The sequence below is a fragment of the Streptomyces sp. NBC_00029 genome (assembly GCF_045160505.1).
Classification (GTDB): Bacteria; Actinomycetota; Actinomycetes; order Streptomycetales; family Streptomycetaceae; genus Streptomyces.
The window spans coordinates 2,740,629-2,757,371 of record NZ_CP108292.1 but is presented as its reverse complement, the minus strand read 5'-3'; the positions used below and the strand labels follow the sequence as shown (position 1 = coordinate 2,757,371).

The window sequence follows — 16,743 nt, the reverse complement described above, 5'->3', positions numbered from 1 at the left end:
CATGGCTGAACTGATACGGAGACTGCCGGGCGCGGTGCTGCGCAACTGCCTGCTCCTGGCAGTGGAGTTCGGTGCCATCTGGTTCCTGCAGGGCCCCGAGGGCGCCTGGGTCCCGGTCCTGCTGGCCGTCTTCGTCGTCGGCGCCGCCGTACCGCACGGGACCGACGCCGAGTTCGTCGCCCGCACCTCCGTCGCGCTCCTCGCGGTCGCGATCGCGGTGGCCGGCGGGATCACCTGGGACCGGCACACCCTCCACGACCGCGGCCGCGAGGAGCTGGCGGTCGTCGCCGAGCGGAAGATGGTGGAGGACGGCGGGGCGCCGGCCCCCTCGCTCCGGCTGCGCACGGAGGCGGGCCGGGACCTGCCCGGCCCCGTCGCGACGGACCTCCCGGTCGGCGCCCGGCTGAAGGTGACCGTGGACCCCGACGGACCGGCCTGGTCCCTCGGCGGACGCCCGGACCGGCCGCGCTGGCCGGCCCTCGGCACCGGGGCTCTGATCCTGCTCCAGACCGCCCTCGTCGTACGGATCTCCCTGCGCCGCCGGCCCTGAGGGCCGCGGCCGCTCGACCGTGCAGGAGCAGCCCTCCACGGTCGCTCTCCGCACGGTGCAAGTACCGCGATCTTGTTGCCGATTGCGTGATCGAAAAGAATGGGCGCATGACCACACGTGCCCGTTCCTTCGACGCAGCAGCCGCTCTGTACGCGGCCCACCGCCCCAGCTACCCCCCGGCCCTCTTCGACGCCGTCGAGTCCCTCACCGGCCGGCCGCTCGCCGGGGCCCGGGTGGCCGATGTAGGAGCCGGGACCGGGATCGCCACCACGCTCCTGCACGAGCGCGGGGCCGAGGTCGTCGCGGTGGAGCCCGGGGACGGGATGGCCGCCGAATTCCGCCGGACGCACCCCGGCATCCCGATCGTGCGCGGCGACGGGGACCGGCTGCCGCTGGCCACCGGCTCCGTCGACCTGCTCACCTACGCCCAGGCCTGGCACTGGACCGACCCGGCGCGCTCCGTGCCCGAGGCCCGGCGGGTGCTGCGCCCCGGCGGCGCGCTCGCGATCTGGTGGAACGACACGGACGCCACCGTCCCGTGGATCGCCGGACAGGAGGAGCGGCTCCGGGCCTTCTTCGAGGTCGAGGGCCAGCCCTGCCGCACCCTGCCCGAGGGGCTCGGTGATTTCGCCACCCGGTCGGTGACGTGGTCGCGGCGCATCACGCTGGACGATCACCTCGCCAACCTGGCCAGCCACTCCGCCTTCCTGGTCCTGGGCGAGGTCCGGACCCGCGCGTACCTCGAGGGGGAGCGGGAACTGCTCGGCCCGCTCTTCCCGGACGGCATCGTCGAGGAGCAGTACGTCGTGAGCCTCAGCGTCGCCGTGGTGTGAGCGACCGCAGGACCTCGGCCCGGCAGGCCGACGGCGTACCCCAGGCATCGCGCAGCGGCCGGGCCTTGCGCAGCCACAGGGACAGGTCCAGCTCCTCGGTGTAGCCCACCGCACCGTGGAGCTGGAGCGCCGTCATCGCCGCCCGGTAGGACGCCTCGCCGGCCGCCAGTTTCGCCGCCGCCACCTCGCCCGGCCCCGGGGACAGCGCCGCCGCCCACACCAGCGGCCGGGCGAACTCCAGGGCGAGCAGGGTGTCCGCCAGCCGGTGCTTCACGGCCTGGAAGGACCCGATCGGCGTCCCGAACTGCGTGCGCTGCTTCGCGTACTCCACCGTCCGGGCCAGCAGCGCCTCACCGACGCCCAGGCACTGGGCGGCCGTCAGCAGCCGGGCCCACCGCCCGGCAACTCCGGCCGCCCGGGTCACCTCCGGGCCCTCCGCGAGCAGTTCACCCCCGTCGGCCGGCGGGAGGGACAGCCGGCGCGCGGGGTCGGTCGACCTGAGCGGCCCGGCCGGGGCGCCCGCCAGCCGCAGTACGCCCGCCTGCGACACCGTGAAGCAGTACGTGGCCGCGTCCGCGTCCGGCGCGTACGGACTCCCGCCCGGCAGGGTCAGCGTGGCCGAGGCCTCGCCCAGGGCCAGCCCCGGCAGGAACCGCTTGGCGAGCGACTCGTCCGCCAGCTCCGACAGCAGCACGCAGGCGGCTGCGCTCTCCACCACCGGCCCCGGCACCCCGGCCCGGCCCAGCTCCACGAGGCCGAGGGACAGCTCCAGCGGGAGCAGGCCCGCCCCCTCGTGGGCCTCCGGCACGGCCAGCGCGAACAGACCCGTCGCCGCGAGCCGGGACCACAGCGCCCGCCCGGGCCCGGCGTCGCCGTCCGCCCAGGCCCGTACCGCCGCCGGGACCTGCGCCGAACCCAGCAGGGAGCGCAGCGTCCGGGCGAAGTCCGACTGTTCGTCGGTCAGCAGGAAACGCATCAGCGGCGGCCCTTCGGGAGGCCGAGCAGCCGCTCGGCGATGATGTCGCGCTGGATCTCGTTCGTCCCCGCGTAGATCGGCCCGGCGAGGGAGAACACCCACGGCTCGGCCCACTCGCCGTCCGCGAGCTCCGCGTCCGGGCCCAGCAGGTCCAGCGCCGTCTCGTGCAGGGCGATGTCGTACTCCGACCAGAACACCTTGTTCAGGCTGGACTCGGCGCCGATCGTCTCCCCCGCCGCGAAGCGGGAGGCGTTCGCCCAGGTGAACAGCTCGTAGGCGCGGGCCCCGACCACCGCGTCCGCCACCCGGTCGCGCAGCGCGGTGTCGGACGGGTCGCCGTGCCCGTGCCACAGCCCGACGAGCCGGTCGGCCGCCGCCAGGAACCGGCCGGGGGAGCGCAGGGTCAGCCCGCGCTCATTCCCGGTCGTCGACATGGCGATCCTCCAGCCCTCCCCGGGCTCCCCGATGACGTCCTCGTCCGGGACGAAGACCCGGTCCAGGAAGAGCTCCGCGAAGGCCGGCTTGCCGTCGAGGCGACCGATCGGCCGCACCGTCACGCCCGGCGCCCGCAGGTCGAACATCAGGTACGTCAGCCCCTGGTGCGGTTTCGGGGTGTCCGGGTCGGTGCGGAAGATCCCGAAGGCGCGGTCCGCGAAGGCGGCCCGTGAGGACCAGGTCTTCTGGCCGGACAGCAGCCAGCCGCCGTCCGTCCGCCGTGCCCGCGACTTCAGCGAGGCCAGGTCGGACCCCGACTCGGGCTCCGACCAGGCCTGCGCCCAGATCACCTCGCCGCTCGCCATCGACGGCAGCACCCGCGCCCGCTGCTGCGGGCTCGCGTGGTCGAAGAGGGTCGGCGCGAGGAGGTTGATGCCGTTCTGGGAGACCCGGCCGGGCGCGCCCGCCGCCCAGTACTCCTCCTCGAAGACCAGCCACTTCACGATGTCCGCGCCCCGGCCCCCGTACTCCTCGGGCCACGACACCACCGACCACCGGTCCGCGTGCAGCTGCGCCTCCCACTCCCGGTGCGCCGCGAAGCCCTCCGCCGTCTCCAGGGAGGGGAGGGGGGAGGAGGGGACCCGGCGGGCCAGCCAGTCCCGTGCCTCGGCCCGGAACTCCTCCACCTCGGCCGTCTGGGTCAGGTTCATCGTCGGGTCCATCAGGTGTTCGCCTCCTTCATGGCGGATATGTCCATCCCGCCGAGCGAGTCCGCCGCGGTCTCCGCGTTGTGCGCGTGCGCGAGGTGGTGCAGGCCGAACACCGAGTCCATTCCGGTGTGCAGGCCCTGGAGGTCCTCGGCCTGGTTGACGGCCCGCTTGGCCAGCGCCAGTCCGAAGGCCGGCATCTCGGCGATCCGCAGGGCGAGGCGTTCGGTCTCGGCCTCCAGCACGTCCGCCCCCACGACCCGGTTGACCATGCCGACCTCGTACGCGCGCCGGGCGGACATCCGGTCGCCGGTGTAGAGGAACTCCTTCGCGATCCGCGGCGGCATCGCCCACGGGTGCGCGAAGTACTCGACCCCCGGGATGCCCATCCGTACGACCGGGTCGGCGAAGAAGGCGTCCTCGCTCGCCACGATCAGGTCGCAGACCCAGGCCAGCATCAGGCCGCCCGCCACGCATGCCCCGCGCACCGAGGCGATCACCGGCTTGGGCAGCTCGCGCCAGCGCCGGCACATCCCCAGGTACACCTCCGACTCGCGCGCGAAGCGGGACTCGGCGCCCGGCCGCCCGGTGTGGTCCCACCACAGGCCGGCCCGCCGCTCGAAGGGCAGGTGGGCGTCGCGCTGCGGGGTGCCGATGTCGTGGCCCGCGGAGAAGTGGTCACCGGCCCCGGCCAGGACGATCACCTTCACCGCGGGGTCCTCGGCGGCCCGGTAGAAGGCGTCGTCCAGCGCGTACGTCATGGCGCTGTTCTGCGCATTGCGATAGCGGGGGCGGTTCATGGTCACGTACGCGACCGGGCCGCGGCGCTCGTGGAGCACGGGTGTGTCGTCGGGCGTGCGGTCGTCGGGCATGCGGCTGCCATCCTTCACGGGCGAAGCTTCCCTAACAAGTGTTTGGTAGGTTAACGTACGGCCATGAGCAGCGTCGAGGAGTTCCGCACCGAGGTCCGGGGGTGGCTACGGGCCCGCGCCGACACCGTCTACGCGGGCTCGGACGAGATCCAGCGCACCCTCATCGCCGAGCGGATCCTCGGCCTTCCCAAGGAGGTACGGGCGTGAACACCCCCGACTATGTCCCCGGGCATGGACTGCTGAAGGGCCGCACCGCCGTCGTCACCGCCGCCGCCGGGGCCGGGATCGGCGGAGCCACCGCCCGCCGCCTCCTCGAAGAGGGCGCCGCCGTCGTCATCGGCGACGCCCACGCCCGCCGCCTGAAGGAGACCGAGGAGACGCTCGCCGCCGAGTTCGGCGCGGACCGCGTCACCTCCCTGCCCTGCGACGTCACCGACGAGGACCAGGTCCAGGCCCTCTTCGCGCTCGCCGAGCAGACCCACGGCCGCCTCGACATCGTCGTCAACAACGCCGGCCTCGGCGGCACCGCAGCCCTCGTCGACATGACCGACGCCCAGTGGTCCCGCGTCCTCGACGTCACCCTGAACGGCACCTTCCGCTGCACCCGCGCCGCCCTCCGCGCCCTCAAGGCCTCCGGCGGCGGCGGAGTGATCGTCAACAACGCCTCCGTCATCGGGTGGCGCGCCCAGACCGGCCAGGCCCACTACGCCGCCGCCAAGGCCGGGGTGATGGCACTGACCCGCTGCGCGGCCCTGGAGGCCGCCGAGTTCGGCGTACGCGTCAACGCGGTCGCCCCGAGCCTGGCCATGCACCCGCATCTGGTGAAGGTCACCAGCGAGGAGCTCCTGGCCGAACTCACCGCCCGCGAGGCCTTCGGCCGGTACGCCGAGCCATGGGAGGTCGCCAACGTCATCGTCTTCCTGGCCAGCGCCTACTCGTCGTACATGACCGGCGAGACGGTGTCGGTCAGCAGCCAGCACGCGTAGGCCGAGAATGGACGCGTGCCAACGAACAAGCCGACATCCCAGAAGAAGCCACAGGTGACGGCCTCCCCCGAACGGCGTCGTGAACTCCTCGACACCGCCGCCGAGGTCTTCGCCGCACAGGGCTACAACGCCACCACCGTCCGCAAGATCGCCGATGCCGCCGGAATGCTCGCCGGCAGCCTCTACTACCACTTCGATTCCAAGGAATCGATGCTCGACGAGATCCTCTCGGCCTTCCTGACCGAGCTGTGGGACGGGTACGACACCGTCCTCGCCGCGGGCCTCGGCCCCAGGGAGACCATCGAGGCCCTCGTCACCGAGTCCTTCCGGGAGATCGACCGGCACCGCGCCGCCGTCGCCATCTACCAGAAGGAGTCCCGCACCCTCTCCGCCCAGCCCCGCTTCCACTACCTGTCCGACTCGCAGCAGAAGTTCGAGAAGGCCTGGCTGGGGACGCTGGAGCGGGGGGTCGCCGCCAAGGTCTTCCGCGCCGACCTCGACATCCGCCTCACCTACCGCTTCGTGCGCGACACGGTGTGGGTGGCGGCGTCCTGGTACCGGCCGGGCGGACAGCACAGCCCCGAAGAGATCGCCCGCCAGTACCTGTCGATGGTGCTGGACGGGATCGCCCTGCGCCCCACGTGACAGACCCGACCGTCTGAGGAGTCCCGATGCCCGAGGCCTACATAGTCGATGCGGTACGCACCCCCGTGGGGCGGCGCAAGGGCGGCCTGGCCGCCGTCCACCCCGCCGACCTGGGCGCACACGTCCTGAAGGCACTGATCGAGCGGTCCGGGGCGGACCCGGCCGCCGTGGAGGACGTGGTGTTCGGCTGCCTCGACACGGTGGGGCCGCAGGCGGGGGACATCGCCCGGACGGCCTGGCTGGCGGCCGGCCTGCCCGAGGAGGTGCCCGGGGTCACCATCGACCGCCAGTGCGGGTCCTCGCAGCAGGCGGTGCACTTCGCGGCGCAGGGCGTCCTGTCCGGCACCCAGGACCTCGTGGTCGCGGGCGGCACCCAGAACATGTCGATGATCCCGATCGCCTTCGCCTCGCGGCAGGCGGCGGAGCCGCTCGGCCTCACGGAGGGGCCGTACGCGGGCTCGGCGGGCTGGCGGGCCCGGTACGGGGACGCCCCGGTGAACCAGTTCCACGGCGCGCAGCTCATCGCGCAGAAGTGGGGGATCACCCGGCAGGACATGGAGGAGTTCGCGCTCCGCTCCCACCGGCGGGCGATCCGCGCCATCGACGAGGGCCGCTTCGCCCGCGAGACGGTGGCCTACGGCGACGTGAGCGTCGACGAGGGCCCGCGGCGGGACACGACCCTGGAGAAGATGGCCACCCTCAAGCCCGTCGTCGAGGGCGGCACCATCACCGCGGCCGTCTCCTCCCAGGTCTCGGACGGAGCGGCGGCCATGCTGATCGCCTCCGAGCGGGCGGTACGGGAACACGGCCTGCGGCCGCGCGCCCGCATCCACCACCTCTCGGTCCGCGGCGAGGACCCGATCCGCATGCTGTCCGCGCCGATCCCGGCCACGGCGTACGCGCTGAAGAAGACCGGCATGTCGCTGGCCGACATCGACCTGGTGGAGATCAACGAGGCCTTCGCCCCGGTGGTGCTGGCCTGGCTGAAGGAGACCGGCGCCGATCCGGAGCGGGTCAACGTCAACGGTGGCGCGATCGCCCTGGGCCACCCGCTGGGCGCGACCGGGGTGAAGCTGATGACCACCCTCCTGCACGAACTGGAACGCACCGGCGGCCGCTACGGCCTGCAGACCATGTGCGAGGGCGGCGGCCAGGCCAACGTCACGATCATCGAGCGGCTGTAGCGGCGGTACCGCTCACGAGGGGAGCAGGGAGGGAGCCCGCGGTATGCCGGGCTCGCGCAGGACGCCCGGCAGCCGGGCCACCGCCAGGGACTTCCGCCGCCCGCCGGCCGGCCCGGTCCGACCCGTAGGGGTGAATCTTTTCGCCCAGGGCGGATCGGGCCGCCGGGGTCGGGGCGGGCGTCCGGACGGGACCGGGCCGCCCACGGCCCAAGGGGGACCGGGCCTGCGGCCTCCCGGACCGCCCCGCGGCGCCACCGGCGGGACCCCCGCCGACGGGCCGGAGGGTGCAGGTCACACCCCTCGCCCCGGGACTCCCCGCAGCGAGGTGTGCTAGCTTAGAGCTCGTTGCAGTTGTGGTACCCATGAACTTTATGTGCGCCTGACGGGAATGCTCCGCAGGCGCTTTTATTGTTTTGCCGGAATCTCCGGATGGGGCCCTTTGCCGCCTATTCAGGAGATTTAAAATGGCACTTGGCACCGTGAAGTGGTTCAACTCGGAAAAGGGCTTCGGCTTCATCGAGCAGGACGGTGGCGGCCCGGACGTCTTCGCCCACTACTCGAACATCGCCACCCAGGGCTTCCGTGAGCTCCAGGAGGGCCAGCGCGTGTCCTTCGACGTCACCCAGGGCCAGAAGGGCCCCCAGGCGGAGAACATCATCCCCGCCTAAGTTCTTCAGCATGCCGGGGTCCGCACCGCGAGGTGCGGGCCCCGGCTTGTCTGCTGTTTCGACCTTTGTTTTACCTGCCGGTTTCAGGAGGGCTTTCTCGCATGACCAGCTCCAGCTCCGCACGACCCAGCCGCCGCCCCACCCGGGGTCGAGGTGCGGCCCAGGGGCGTCCGAAGTCTGGCGCGGGACGGCAGAAGTCCGCGCCCGTTGCCCGGCCCCAGGAATTCACCATGCCCGAGCCGATCGCCCCGGCGCTGCCGCCGGTCGAGTCGTTCGGCGACATGGACATGCCCGAGGCGCTGCTGAAGACCCTCGCCGCCCAGGGCGTCACCGAGCCGTTCCCGATCCAGGCCGCGACGCTGCCGAACTCGCTCGCCGGCCGTGACCTGCTCGGCCGCGGCCGCACCGGCTCCGGCAAGACGCTGGCCTTCGGCCTGGCGCTGCTGGCCCGTACTGCCGGCCGCCGCGCGCAGCCGAAGGCGCCGCTCGCGCTGGTCCTCGTACCCACCCGTGAGCTCGCGCAGCAGGTCACCGACGCGCTGGCCCCGTACGCCACGGCTGTCAACCTGCGCATCGCGACCGTCGTCGGCGGCATGTCGATCAACCGGCAGTCGGGCGCCCTGCGCCGCGGCGCCGAGGTGCTCGTCGCCACCCCCGGCCGTCTGAAGGACCTCATCGACCGCGGTGACGCCGACCTCTCGCAGGTCTCGATCACCGTCCTCGACGAGGCCGACCAGATGACCGACATGGGCTTCATGCCGCAGGTCACGGCGCTGCTCAAGCAGGTCGAGGCCGGCGGCCAGCGGATGCTGTTCTCCGCGACGCTGGACAAGAACATCGACAAGCTCGTCAAGATGTTCCTGACCGACCCGGTCGGCCACTCCGTCGACCCGTCGGCCGGTGCGGTCACCACCATGGAGCACCACGTCCTGTACGTCATGGACGAGACCGACAAGAAGGCCGTGGCGACGCGCATAGCCGCTCGCGACGGCCGGGTGATCATGTTCGTCGACACCAAGCGCGGGGTCGACCGCATGGTCAAGAAGCTGCTCGCCGACGGCGTGCGCGCCTCCGGCCTGCACGGCGGCCGCTCCCAGCCGCAGCGCAACCGCACCCTGGACTGGTTCAAGACGGGCGAGGTCACCGCGCTGGTCGCCACCAACGTTGCGGCGCGCGGCATCCACATCGACGACCTCGACCTCGTGGTCAACGTGGACCCGCCCAGCGACCACAAGGACTACCTGCACCGCGGCGGCCGTACCGCCCGTGCCGGTGAGTCCGGCAGCGTGGTCACCCTGGTCCTCCCCGACCAGAAGCGGGACATGACCCGTCTGATGTCGGACGCCGGGATCTCCCCGCGCACCGCGCAGATCAAGTCCTCCGACGAGGAACTGGCCCGGCTGACCGGCGCCAAGGAGCCCTCGGGCATCCCGGTGGTGCTGGAGGTTCCGCAGCCGACCGCGCCCAAGCAGCGCTCCGGCTCCGGTACGGGCTCCGGCTCGCGCCGCCGCTCGGGCGGACCGCGCACCGGTGCCGCCACGGGCAGCGCTCCGGCGAACGGCGGCCGTGCCCGCCGCTCCGGCGGGGGCGCCTCCGGGCAGGCCCCGGCGGCCTCCGGGTCGGGCCAGGCCCGTCGCGGCGGCCAGGGCGGCGGTGGCGCGGCCACCGGCACCGGCGAGCGCAGCCGGCGCGGGACGGGCGGCGCCGGCGGTGGCGCGGCAGCGGCCTCCGCGCGCAGCAGGGTCGGCTCCGGTGGCCAGGGCCGCCGCCGGACGGTCTGACCGGCCACACCGCAGGACACAGGCACGACGATGCCGGGCAGCGCAGGACGCGCTGCCCGGCATCGTGCTGCCCGGCATCGTGCGCTCCGGGGCAGGCGCCCCCGCTACCGGACCATCCGGTCCTGCAGCTTCGCCAGCGTCCGCAGGTCCAGGCCGAGGCCCTGCGTCAGGTAGCCGAAGAAGCTGCCGTAGTCGGCCTCCAGCTGGGCCGTCGCCGAGTCCAGGTAGTCCTGGCGGACCTCCTGGAGCGGGATCAGCAGGTCCGGGTTCTGCATCCGGCCCGACTGCTTCAGGCCCGCCCGCACCCGGGCGTCGTAGGCGGCGCGGAAGGTGTTCGACGCCAGGTAGTCGCGCTCCGCGGTGTCCTCGGGGACGGCCAGGGCGCGCAGCAGGACGTAACTCATCCAGCCGGTCCGGTCCTTGCCGGACGTGCAGTGGTACAGGACCGGGCCCTGCCGGCCGTCGGCGATCTCCCGCAGGGTCGCCGCGAACTGCGCCCGGTTCTCGGGGCTGCTCACGAAGGTGCGGTAGATGTCGCGCATGTAGGCCTCGGCGCGGCCGCCGCCGAGCATCTGCTCCTGGACCACGGGATCGCCGCTGCCGATCGCGCCGACGAGGGTTCCGTAGAGGCCGAGGTCACTGACCGGGCGTGCGGTGGGGGAGAGGCCAGCGGGCAGCCGGTCGGCGCCGTCGTACTGGAGCTCCATCGGAATGCGGAAATCGACGACCTTCTTGAGGCCGAGACCGGCGACGGTGGTGACGTCTGCGTCGGTCAGCTTGCTCAGTGCGTCGGAGCGGTAGACCAGGCCCTGGCGGACCTGGCCGCCGGTCCAGGTGCGGTAGCCGCCGAGGTCCCGGAGGTTGACGGCGCCCTGGAGGGGGATCTGGCGAATCGTTTCGGCCTGCTGCTGGTGGTGCCGGGCACTGACCCCGGCTCCGGGTGCCGTCGCCGCGTACGCGGAGGCGGGCAGGATCCCGATGGCGAGAGCGGCGGCGGCCGCCGCTCTCGCCAGACGGATGCGGGCACGGCTCATATGGGCAACTCCTGTGACGGAGAAGGGGGATCACCCTGGTGGTGGCAGGGTGCGGAGCATGTGCAGTGCTTCGAGTGCTTCGAGTGCTTCGAGTGCCTGTTGTGCCTCGGCCATGACGCGGGAGACGAGCTCCGCGCAGGACGGGAGATCGTCTATCACCCCCGCGACCTGGCCCGATGCCATGACGCCGAGGTCCGTACGGCCCTCGACCATGGACGCCTTGAGGAGCATGGGGGTGTTCGCGGCGAGCAGGACCTGGCTCCAGGACAGGTCCTTGCCGTGTTTCATCGCGAGCCCGTCGCGGACCATCTGCGACCAGCTCAGGCCGGACAGCTTCCGGAAGCCGGCCGCGTGCCGCACCGCCCGGACCAGCGCCCGCGTACGGCCCGCCCGCTCCAGCGAGTCGACCAGCTCCGTACGGAGCATGCGGTGCGGCAGCCCGTCGACGGCCGTGGTGACGGTGACGTCCTTGACCGTGGCCTTCAGGTACTCGGCCTTCACGGTGTCCGGGACGGTGGAGTCCGAGGTCAGCAGGAAACGGGTGCCCATGGCGATGCCCGCGGCCCCGTACGACAGGGCCGCGACCAGGCCGCGCCCGTCGCTGAAGCCGCCCGCCGCGATCACCGGGATGTCCACGGCGTCCACGACCTGCGGCAGCAGCACCGTCGTGGCCACGTCCCCGGTGTGACCGCCGCCCTCGCCGCCCTGCACGATCACCGCGTCGGCGCCCCACGCGGCCACCTTCTCGGCGTGCCGCCGGGCCCCGATCGACGGGATGACCACCACCCCCGCGTCCTTCAGCCGCCCGATCAGCTCCTCGGACGGCGCGAGCGCGAACGAGGCGACCCGCACTCCCTCGTCGATGATCAGTCGCACGCGCTCGGCCGCGTCCCCGGCGTCCGCCCGCAGATTGACCCCGAAGGGAGTGCCGTCCGGCGTGCGGGACTTGACCTCGCGGACCGCCGAACGCAGCTGGTCCACGGTCATCGTGGCCGAGGCCAGGATGCCCAGCGCCCCCGCGTTGGCCGCGCCCGACACCAGACGGGGCCCGGCGACCCAGCCCATGCCCGTCTGCACCAGGGGGTGCTCGACCCCGACCAGCTCGGTGAAGGCCGTCCGTATCGTCGTCGCCATCGCCTCAGACCCGCACTTCCCGGTCGCGCAGCCCCTTGGGGTCGATCACCTCGCGGATCAGCCGCAGCTCCTCGGCGGACGGCTCCCGTGTGCACGGGACCTCGCCCGCGATCACCAGCTCGAAGCCGGTGGCCGCACGGACGTCCTCGACGGTGACCCCCGGGTGGAGGGAGGCCAGGCGCATCGCGTGGCCGGGCCCGCCGAAGTCGAAGACGCCGAGATCGCTCACCACCCGGGGCAGCCGGTGGAAGCGCGTCACCCCGGCCGCCTCCGCGCGGTCGTAGCCGACACCGCTGACCATGTCCACGCGCTCGACGAACACCCGGGTGGAGTGCTTGGGCACCCAGTAACTCACCGGGTTGTTCAGGGTGTTGACGGGCGCGCCGCGCACCCCGAGGAGCTGGCGGGCCGGCCGCTCCCAGTCACCGATGCAGGAGATGTTCTGGTTGCCGAACCGGTCGATCTGGCTGGCGCCCATCATCACGTGCCGTCGGCCGCCGGTCACCATCGTCAGATGACGCCGGTACGGGAGCCAGCCCTCGGCCGAGCCGTCCAGCCCGACGAGCATGGCCTCGCCGTCGGTCAGCAGCAGGTCGGGGGAGAAGGTCCGCTTCGCGAGGCGGGCCCCGAAGGAGGGGATCAGGCCCATCGGACTGGCGAGCACCTCGCCGTTGTCGCGCCAGGCCTCGGCGCACGCGATCACGCAGTACTCGGCGCGGGAGACGGTGCGGGGGGCGGTGGTGGTCCCGGTGGTCGTCACTGCTGCTCCTCGTGCCAGGTCCGGACGGCCGACTGGTAGTCGTGCTCGCTCGCCCCGGACAGGAAGCGCGCCGAGAACTCGGTCCAGGGGGTGGCCGCGTACAGCTTCTGGAAGGCCTCGTCGCGGTCGTAGTCGGGGGCGCAGGAGGTGAAGTGCGCGCCGTTCGGGCACTCCACGACCCCGGTCACGGAGTGGCGGCTGACGAGGAGGGACTGCGGCGGCCCCGCCTTGGCGAGCTCGGCGGTCTCGACGAGCTGCTCGCAGGAGACGTAGGCGGCGTCGGCGGCCTCGCAGAAGAGGTCGTCGAAGTACGGGTCCGGGCCCAGGTACTGGGCGTTGCCGAGGCGGTCGGCGCGGTTCAGGTGGACCAGGGCGGCGTCCATGCGCAGGGCGGGGACGGCGACGAGCTCCTCGCCGTCGTCGTAGGGCGAGGTGACGGTACGCAGCTCCGGGTTGACCCGCATCACGTCGGAGCCCAGGCCGGCGCGGACGGGGAGGAAGGGCAGCCGGTTGGCGGCGGCGTGCAGGCCCCACATGAACATGGCCTCGTCGAGCTCGGTGAGGGTGAAGGCGGCGCGCTCGCGGGCGGCCCGGAAGTGTGGCTCCAGCGGGATGGAGTCGAGGGTGGCGAAGGGGGCGACCAGCCGGCGGATCCGGCCGGCGGCGGCCAGCAGGCCGACGTCGGGGCCGCCGTAGGAGATCACGGTGAGATCGGTGATCTCCGACCGGAGCAGTGCTCGCACCAGGGCCATGGGCTTGCGCCGGGACCCCCAGCCGCCGATGCCGATGGTCATCCCGCTGCGGAGCTGCCCGACCACTTCTTCGGGGGTCAGTACCTTGTCGGCCCTGTCGGCCCTGTCGGCCGAGTCCGTCCTGGCGGAGCCTTCCGTCCTGGCGGTCATGCGTGCTCTCCCTTCCCGAAGGTGTCGCGGACCCGGTCGGCCACCCCGCTGAGGTTGGCCTCGAAGGTGAAGCCCTGCTCGAAGCGGTAGCTGCGGCGCACGTCCACGGGGTCGATCCCGTTGATGGCCGCCTTCGCGAGCCGGATCAGGTAGCCGTCCTTCTTCGCTATCTCGGCGGCCAGTTCCAGGGCGGCCGCGCGCAGCTCCGCCCGTGGGACCACCCTCCACACCGAGCCGTGGGCGTGCAGTTCGGCGGCGGTCGCGGTGCGCGAGGTGTAGTACAGCGCGCGCATCAGGTGCTGCGGGACCAGCCGGGCCAGGTGGGTGGCGGCGCCGAGCGCGCCCCGGTCCAGCTCGGGCAGGCCGAAGGTCGCGTCGTCGGAGGCGACGATCGCGTCGGCGTTGCCGACGAGTCCGATGCCGCCGCCCAGGCAGAAGCCGTTCACGGCCGCGACGACCGGCACCTCGCACTCGTACACGGCGGCGAAGGCCTCGTAGCAGCCCCGGTTGGCGCCGACGAGGGCCGCGTGTCCGGTGTCGCGCTGCATCTCCTTGATGTCGACGCCGGCATTGAAGCCGCGGCCCTCGGCGGCGAGCACCACGCACCGGACCTCCGGATCGCGGCCGGCGGCGCGCAGGGCGTCGGCGAGGTCGTACCAGCCCTGTACCGGGAGCGCGTTGACGGGCGGGAAGTCGACTGTGACCAGTGCGATGCCCTTGTCCGGGCTTGAGGTGGAGACACCCATGAGCGGATCAGCTACCTTTCCACCAAACATTTGTTAGGTGAGGAAGGTAGCAGCCTATGGAGCTCGACGGGAGGGTTGTCGTCGTCACCGGAGGAACCCGGGGCGTCGGCGCCGGAATCGCCCGGTCGTTCCTCGCGGCCGGCGCGGACGTGGTCGTCTGCGCCCGGCGGCCCCCGGAGGAACCGGTGTCGGCGGACGGCCGCAAGGCCGCCTTCATCCCGGTCGACCTGCGTGAACCCGCCGCCGTGCACGAGTTCTTCGGCGCGGTCGCGGGCCGGTACGGGCGGCTCGACTGTCTGGTCAACAACGCGGGCGGAACCCCGTACCGGCTGCTGGGAGAGGGCGAGGCGCAGCGCCACGCACGGGTCGTCGAGCTCAACCTCCTCGCACCGATGACGGCCTCGCTGGCGGCGTACCCCTGGCTGCGGGAGGCCCGGGGCTCGGTGGTGATGATCGGCAGCGTCAGCGGCACCCGGCCCTCACCGGGGACGGCGGCGTACGGCGCGGCCAAGGCGGGACTGGAGAACCTGGCCCGGTCCATGGCCGTCGAATGGGCCCCCGAAGTACGGGTCAACTCGCTGGTCCTGGGCATGGTGCGGACCGAACTGGCGCACCTGCACTACGGGGACGAGGCAGGCATCGCGTCGGTCGGCGCCACCGTCCCGCTGGGGCGGCTGGCCGACCCCTCGGACGTGGGGGAGGCGGCCGTGTTCCTGGCCTCCGGCCGGGCGGCGTACGTGAGCGGGGCGAGCCTGCTGGTGCACGGGGGCGGGGAGCGCCCCGCCTTCCTGGATGCGGCAACTGTCAACAAGGAGAGCTGAGATGGCGGGACTGTGCGAGGGCCGGGTCGTGATCGTGACGGGCGCGGGCCGGGGGCTGGGGCGCGCGCATGCGCTGGCGTTCGCGGCGGAGGGGGCGAGGGTCGTCGTGAACGACCTGGGGGTCGGGCTGGACGGTCGGCCGGGCCCCGACAGCCCGGCGGCGCAGGTGGTGGCCGAGATCGGGGCGCTCGGAGGGGAGGCGGTGGCCCACGGCGGGGACATCGCCACGTCACAGGGTGCCGCCTCGCTGGTCGCGGCGGCCGTGGACACCTTCGGGCGGCTCGACACACTGGTCAACAACGCGGGCTTCCTGCGGGACCGGATGCTGGTCAACCTGGACGAGGACGACTGGGACGCGGTCATGCGGGTGCACCTGAAGGGGCACTTCCTGCCGCTGCGGTCGGCGGCCGCGTGGTGGCGGGCGGAGGCGAAGGCGGGCCGGCCCGTGGCGGCCCGGGTGGTCAACACCTCCTCCGGGGCCGGGCTGCTGGGCTCGGTCGGCCAGGGCAACTACAGCGCGGCCAAGGCGGGCATCCTCGGCCTGACGATGGTCGCCGCGGAGGAGATGGGCCGCTACGGGGTGCAGGTCAACGCGATCGCCCCGGCGGCGCGGACCAGGATGACGGAGCAGACCTTCGCCGAGACGATGGCCGCCCCGGAGGCGGGCGGCTTCGACGCGATGGCCCCGGAGAACGTGTCCCCGCTGGTGGTGTGGCTGGGAGCGGACGCCTCGGCGGGCGTCACGGGCCGGGTCTTCGAGGCGGAGGGCGGCCGGATCACGGTGATGGAGGGCTGGCGGCCGGGTCCCACGGCGGACCGGGGCGCACGGTGGACCCCGGCGGAGGCGGGGGAGGCCGCGCTGAAACTCCTCGCGTCGGCGCAGGCTCCGCTCCCGGTCTACGGCGCGCGGTGACCGGGCCGGGCGGTGCGGGCCGGGCGGTGCGGGCGCGGGCCGTCCCGGATCCGGGCCCGCGTCCCGTCCCGCGTCCGGCCCGATCGACAGGGGACCCCCTAGGGTTTCTGGTCCGGGAGGACCGGAGAGCGAAGGGACAGGACCAGCGATGACCATCACGCCGAGCCCGCAGAAGATCACCACGTTCCTGATGTTCGAGGGGCGTGCGGAGGAGGCGATGACCTTCTACCTCTCGCTGTTCGAGGACGCCGAGGTGCTGGGCATCAGCCACTACGGCGCCGACGAGGCCGCGGCGGGAGCCGGGGAGGAGGGGACCGTACGGCACGCGGCCTTCTCCCTGGCCGGGCAGACGTTCATGTGCATCGACAGCCCGGCCAAGCACGCATTCGGCTTCACGCCCGCGGTGTCGCTCTACGTCCAGTGCGAGAGCGAAGCCGAGATCGAACGCCTCTACGGAGCCCTCTCCGAGCAGGGCAGCGAGCTGATGCCGCTCGGCTCGTACGGCTTCAGCACCCGTTTCGGCTGGGTCAACGACCGCTTCGGCGTCTCCTGGCAGCTGAACCTGCCGGGCGAGGCCGCTCCGGGGCAGTGACCGCGCCCGGGCGCTGACGGCCGCCGCAAACCCCCGGGGCCCGGGCGCCGAGCCCCGGGGGGCCGTCCCCGGCAACGAGGTCCTGGACGAGACGGACCTCGCCGAGGGGTACATCCTGGCCTGCCAGGCACGACGGCTCGGCGACGACCCGCTGCGGATCACCCTACGAGGGCTGAAACGGCGTGGCACGGAAGCGGGCCCGGC

The 16,743-nt window shown here is 73.0% G+C and carries 18 protein-coding genes and 1 pseudogene; 11 read left to right on the top strand and 8 right to left on the bottom strand.

Annotated features, from left to right (window positions below; translation table 11 throughout):
- Position 1: 1 nt before the first annotated feature.
- Together OG753_RS13215 and OG753_RS13210 are read left to right on the top strand one after the other, a co-directional pair.
- Positions 2 to 550: a hypothetical protein gene (locus tag OG753_RS13215; protein WP_405788541.1), complete on the top strand. Its 549-nt coding sequence runs from the start codon at positions 2 to 4 to the stop codon at positions 548 to 550.
- A gap of 107 nt (positions 551 to 657) precedes the next feature.
- A complete protein-coding gene (locus OG753_RS13210) occupies positions 658 to 1,383 on the top strand; it encodes a class I SAM-dependent methyltransferase (RefSeq protein WP_405788540.1) in 726 nt (241 codons plus the stop codon).
- Here the strand turns inward: OG753_RS13210 and OG753_RS13205 are convergent.
- Genes OG753_RS13205 through OG753_RS13195 form a run of 3 tightly spaced genes read right to left on the bottom strand, consistent with a single transcriptional unit; the run spans position 1,364 to position 4,373 of the window.
- The gene (locus OG753_RS13205; protein WP_405788539.1) at positions 1,364 to 2,359 is read right to left on the bottom strand and encodes an acyl-CoA dehydrogenase family protein; all 996 of its coding nucleotides are present in this window, start codon (positions 2,357 to 2,359) and stop codon (positions 1,364 to 1,366) included. The two genes, OG753_RS13210 and OG753_RS13205, sit on opposite strands and share 20 nt — an antisense overlap.
- Positions 2,359 to 3,504, bottom strand: a complete 1,146-nt coding sequence (locus OG753_RS13200; RefSeq protein WP_405792648.1) for an acyl-CoA dehydrogenase family protein — start codon at positions 3,502 to 3,504, stop codon at positions 2,359 to 2,361. The genes OG753_RS13205 and OG753_RS13200 overlap by 1 nt, the downstream gene beginning before the upstream one ends.
- Before the next feature lie 11 nt (positions 3,505 to 3,515).
- Positions 3,516 to 4,373 carry an enoyl-CoA hydratase gene (locus tag OG753_RS13195; protein WP_405788538.1) on the bottom strand — a complete coding sequence of 286 codons (858 nt, stop codon included), beginning with the start codon at positions 4,371 to 4,373 and terminating at the stop codon, positions 3,516 to 3,518.
- Between the two features lie 102 nt (positions 4,374 to 4,475).
- On the opposite strand from OG753_RS13195, the pseudogene OG753_RS13190 reads away from it, so the two are divergent.
- The 6 genes and pseudogenes from OG753_RS13190 to OG753_RS13165 form a co-directional block, all read left to right on the top strand.
- Positions 4,476 to 4,580 (top strand): annotated as a pseudogene (locus OG753_RS13190) (hypothetical protein); the annotation flags it as partial.
- Positions 4,577 to 5,359: an SDR family oxidoreductase gene (locus OG753_RS13185; protein WP_405788536.1), complete on the top strand. Its 783-nt coding sequence runs from the start codon at positions 4,577 to 4,579 to the stop codon at positions 5,357 to 5,359. The pseudogene OG753_RS13190 and the gene OG753_RS13185, both read left to right, overlap by 4 nt.
- Before the next feature lie 15 nt (positions 5,360 to 5,374).
- Positions 5,375 to 6,004, top strand: coding sequence for a TetR/AcrR family transcriptional regulator (locus tag OG753_RS13180; RefSeq protein ID WP_327261988.1), 630 nt, complete (start codon positions 5,375 to 5,377; stop codon positions 6,002 to 6,004).
- 26 nt (positions 6,005 to 6,030) lie between these two features.
- Positions 6,031 to 7,188 carry an acetyl-CoA C-acetyltransferase gene (locus tag OG753_RS13175; RefSeq protein WP_327261987.1) on the top strand — a complete coding sequence of 386 codons (1,158 nt, stop codon included), beginning with the start codon at positions 6,031 to 6,033 and terminating at the stop codon, positions 7,186 to 7,188.
- Between the two features lie 464 nt (positions 7,189 to 7,652).
- Entirely contained in the window at positions 7,653 to 7,856 is a 204-nt protein-coding gene (locus OG753_RS13170) for a cold-shock protein (RefSeq protein ID WP_030010141.1), read from the top strand.
- A 101-nt stretch (positions 7,857 to 7,957) separates the two neighbouring features.
- Complete coding sequence (locus OG753_RS13165; protein ID WP_327261986.1) at positions 7,958 to 9,637, top strand: DEAD/DEAH box helicase; 1,680 nt, start codon at positions 7,958 to 7,960, stop codon at positions 9,635 to 9,637.
- Positions 9,638 to 9,741: 104 nt separating this feature from the next.
- Here the strand turns inward: OG753_RS13165 and OG753_RS13160 are convergent, their stop codons facing one another.
- The 5 genes from OG753_RS13160 to OG753_RS13140 are packed head-to-tail and all read right to left on the bottom strand — an operon-like array spanning position 9,742 to position 14,213.
- Entirely contained in the window at positions 9,742 to 10,671 is a 930-nt protein-coding gene (locus OG753_RS13160; RefSeq protein WP_327261985.1) for a tyrosine-protein phosphatase, read from the bottom strand.
- A gap of 30 nt (positions 10,672 to 10,701) precedes the next feature.
- On the bottom strand, positions 10,702 to 11,793 hold the full coding sequence (locus OG753_RS13155; protein ID WP_327266732.1) for a nitronate monooxygenase: 1,092 nt from the start codon (positions 11,791 to 11,793) through the stop codon (positions 10,702 to 10,704).
- Between the two features lie 16 nt (positions 11,794 to 11,809).
- Positions 11,810 to 12,565 carry a CoA-transferase gene (locus OG753_RS13150; protein ID WP_327261984.1) on the bottom strand — a complete coding sequence of 252 codons (756 nt, stop codon included), beginning with the start codon at positions 12,563 to 12,565 and terminating at the stop codon, positions 11,810 to 11,812.
- Positions 12,562 to 13,467 (bottom strand): CoA-transferase, encoded by a 906-nt coding sequence (locus OG753_RS13145; protein WP_327261983.1) that lies wholly within the window; start codon positions 13,465 to 13,467, stop codon positions 12,562 to 12,564. The genes OG753_RS13150 and OG753_RS13145 overlap by 4 nt, the downstream gene beginning before the upstream one ends.
- Entirely contained in the window at positions 13,464 to 14,213 is a 750-nt protein-coding gene (locus OG753_RS13140) for an enoyl-CoA hydratase family protein (RefSeq protein ID WP_327261982.1), read from the bottom strand. The genes OG753_RS13145 and OG753_RS13140 overlap by 4 nt, the downstream gene beginning before the upstream one ends.
- Positions 14,214 to 14,269: 56 nt before the next feature.
- On the opposite strand from OG753_RS13140, the gene OG753_RS13135 reads away from it, so the two are divergent.
- The 3 genes from OG753_RS13135 (at position 14,270) to OG753_RS13125 (ending at position 16,539) form a co-directional block, all read left to right on the top strand.
- Positions 14,270 to 15,034: an SDR family oxidoreductase gene (locus OG753_RS13135; protein ID WP_327261981.1), complete on the top strand. Its 765-nt coding sequence runs from the start codon at positions 14,270 to 14,272 to the stop codon at positions 15,032 to 15,034.
- A 1-nt stretch (position 15,035) separates the two neighbouring features.
- A complete protein-coding gene (locus tag OG753_RS13130; RefSeq protein ID WP_327261980.1) occupies positions 15,036 to 15,947 on the top strand; it encodes an SDR family oxidoreductase in 912 nt (303 codons plus the stop codon).
- 148 nt (positions 15,948 to 16,095) lie between these two features.
- Positions 16,096 to 16,539: a VOC family protein gene (locus tag OG753_RS13125; RefSeq protein WP_327261979.1), complete on the top strand. Its 444-nt coding sequence runs from the start codon at positions 16,096 to 16,098 to the stop codon at positions 16,537 to 16,539.
- Positions 16,540 to 16,743: the final 204 nt, after the last annotated feature.

What these genes read in the sequence shown, in the direction of transcription:
- OG753_RS13210 (WP_405788540.1), top strand. Translation starts at nt 658, where the DNA reads ATGACCACACGTGCCCGTTCCTTCGACGCAGCAGCCGCTCTGTACGCG.
- OG753_RS13170 (WP_030010141.1), top strand. Translation starts at nt 7,653, where the DNA reads ATGGCACTTGGCACCGTGAAGTGGTTCAACTCGGAAAAGGGCTTCGGC.
- OG753_RS13135 (WP_327261981.1), top strand. Translation starts at nt 14,270, where the DNA reads ATGGAGCTCGACGGGAGGGTTGTCGTCGTCACCGGAGGAACCCGGGGC.
- OG753_RS13175 (WP_327261987.1), top strand. Translation starts at nt 6,031, where the DNA reads ATGCCCGAGGCCTACATAGTCGATGCGGTACGCACCCCCGTGGGGCGG.
- OG753_RS13130 (WP_327261980.1), top strand. Translation starts at nt 15,036, where the DNA reads ATGGCGGGACTGTGCGAGGGCCGGGTCGTGATCGTGACGGGCGCGGGC.
- OG753_RS13140 (WP_327261982.1), bottom strand. Translation starts at nt 14,213, where the DNA reads ATGGGTGTCTCCACCTCAAGCCCGGACAAGGGCATCGCACTGGTCACA.
- OG753_RS13195 (WP_405788538.1), bottom strand. Translation starts at nt 4,373, where the DNA reads ATGCCCGACGACCGCACGCCCGACGACACACCCGTGCTCCACGAGCGC.
- OG753_RS13205 (WP_405788539.1), bottom strand. Translation starts at nt 2,359, where the DNA reads ATGCGTTTCCTGCTGACCGACGAACAGTCGGACTTCGCCCGGACGCTG.
- OG753_RS13165 (WP_327261986.1), top strand. Translation starts at nt 7,958, where the DNA reads ATGACCAGCTCCAGCTCCGCACGACCCAGCCGCCGCCCCACCCGGGGT.
- OG753_RS13145 (WP_327261983.1), bottom strand. Translation starts at nt 13,467, where the DNA reads ATGACCGCCAGGACGGAAGGCTCCGCCAGGACGGACTCGGCCGACAGG.
- OG753_RS13215 (WP_405788541.1), top strand. Translation starts at nt 2, where the DNA reads ATGGCTGAACTGATACGGAGACTGCCGGGCGCGGTGCTGCGCAACTGC.
- OG753_RS13125 (WP_327261979.1), top strand. Translation starts at nt 16,096, where the DNA reads ATGACCATCACGCCGAGCCCGCAGAAGATCACCACGTTCCTGATGTTC.
- OG753_RS13160 (WP_327261985.1), bottom strand. Translation starts at nt 10,671, where the DNA reads ATGAGCCGTGCCCGCATCCGTCTGGCGAGAGCGGCGGCCGCCGCCGCT.
- OG753_RS13200 (WP_405792648.1), bottom strand. Translation starts at nt 3,504, where the DNA reads ATGAACCTGACCCAGACGGCCGAGGTGGAGGAGTTCCGGGCCGAGGCA.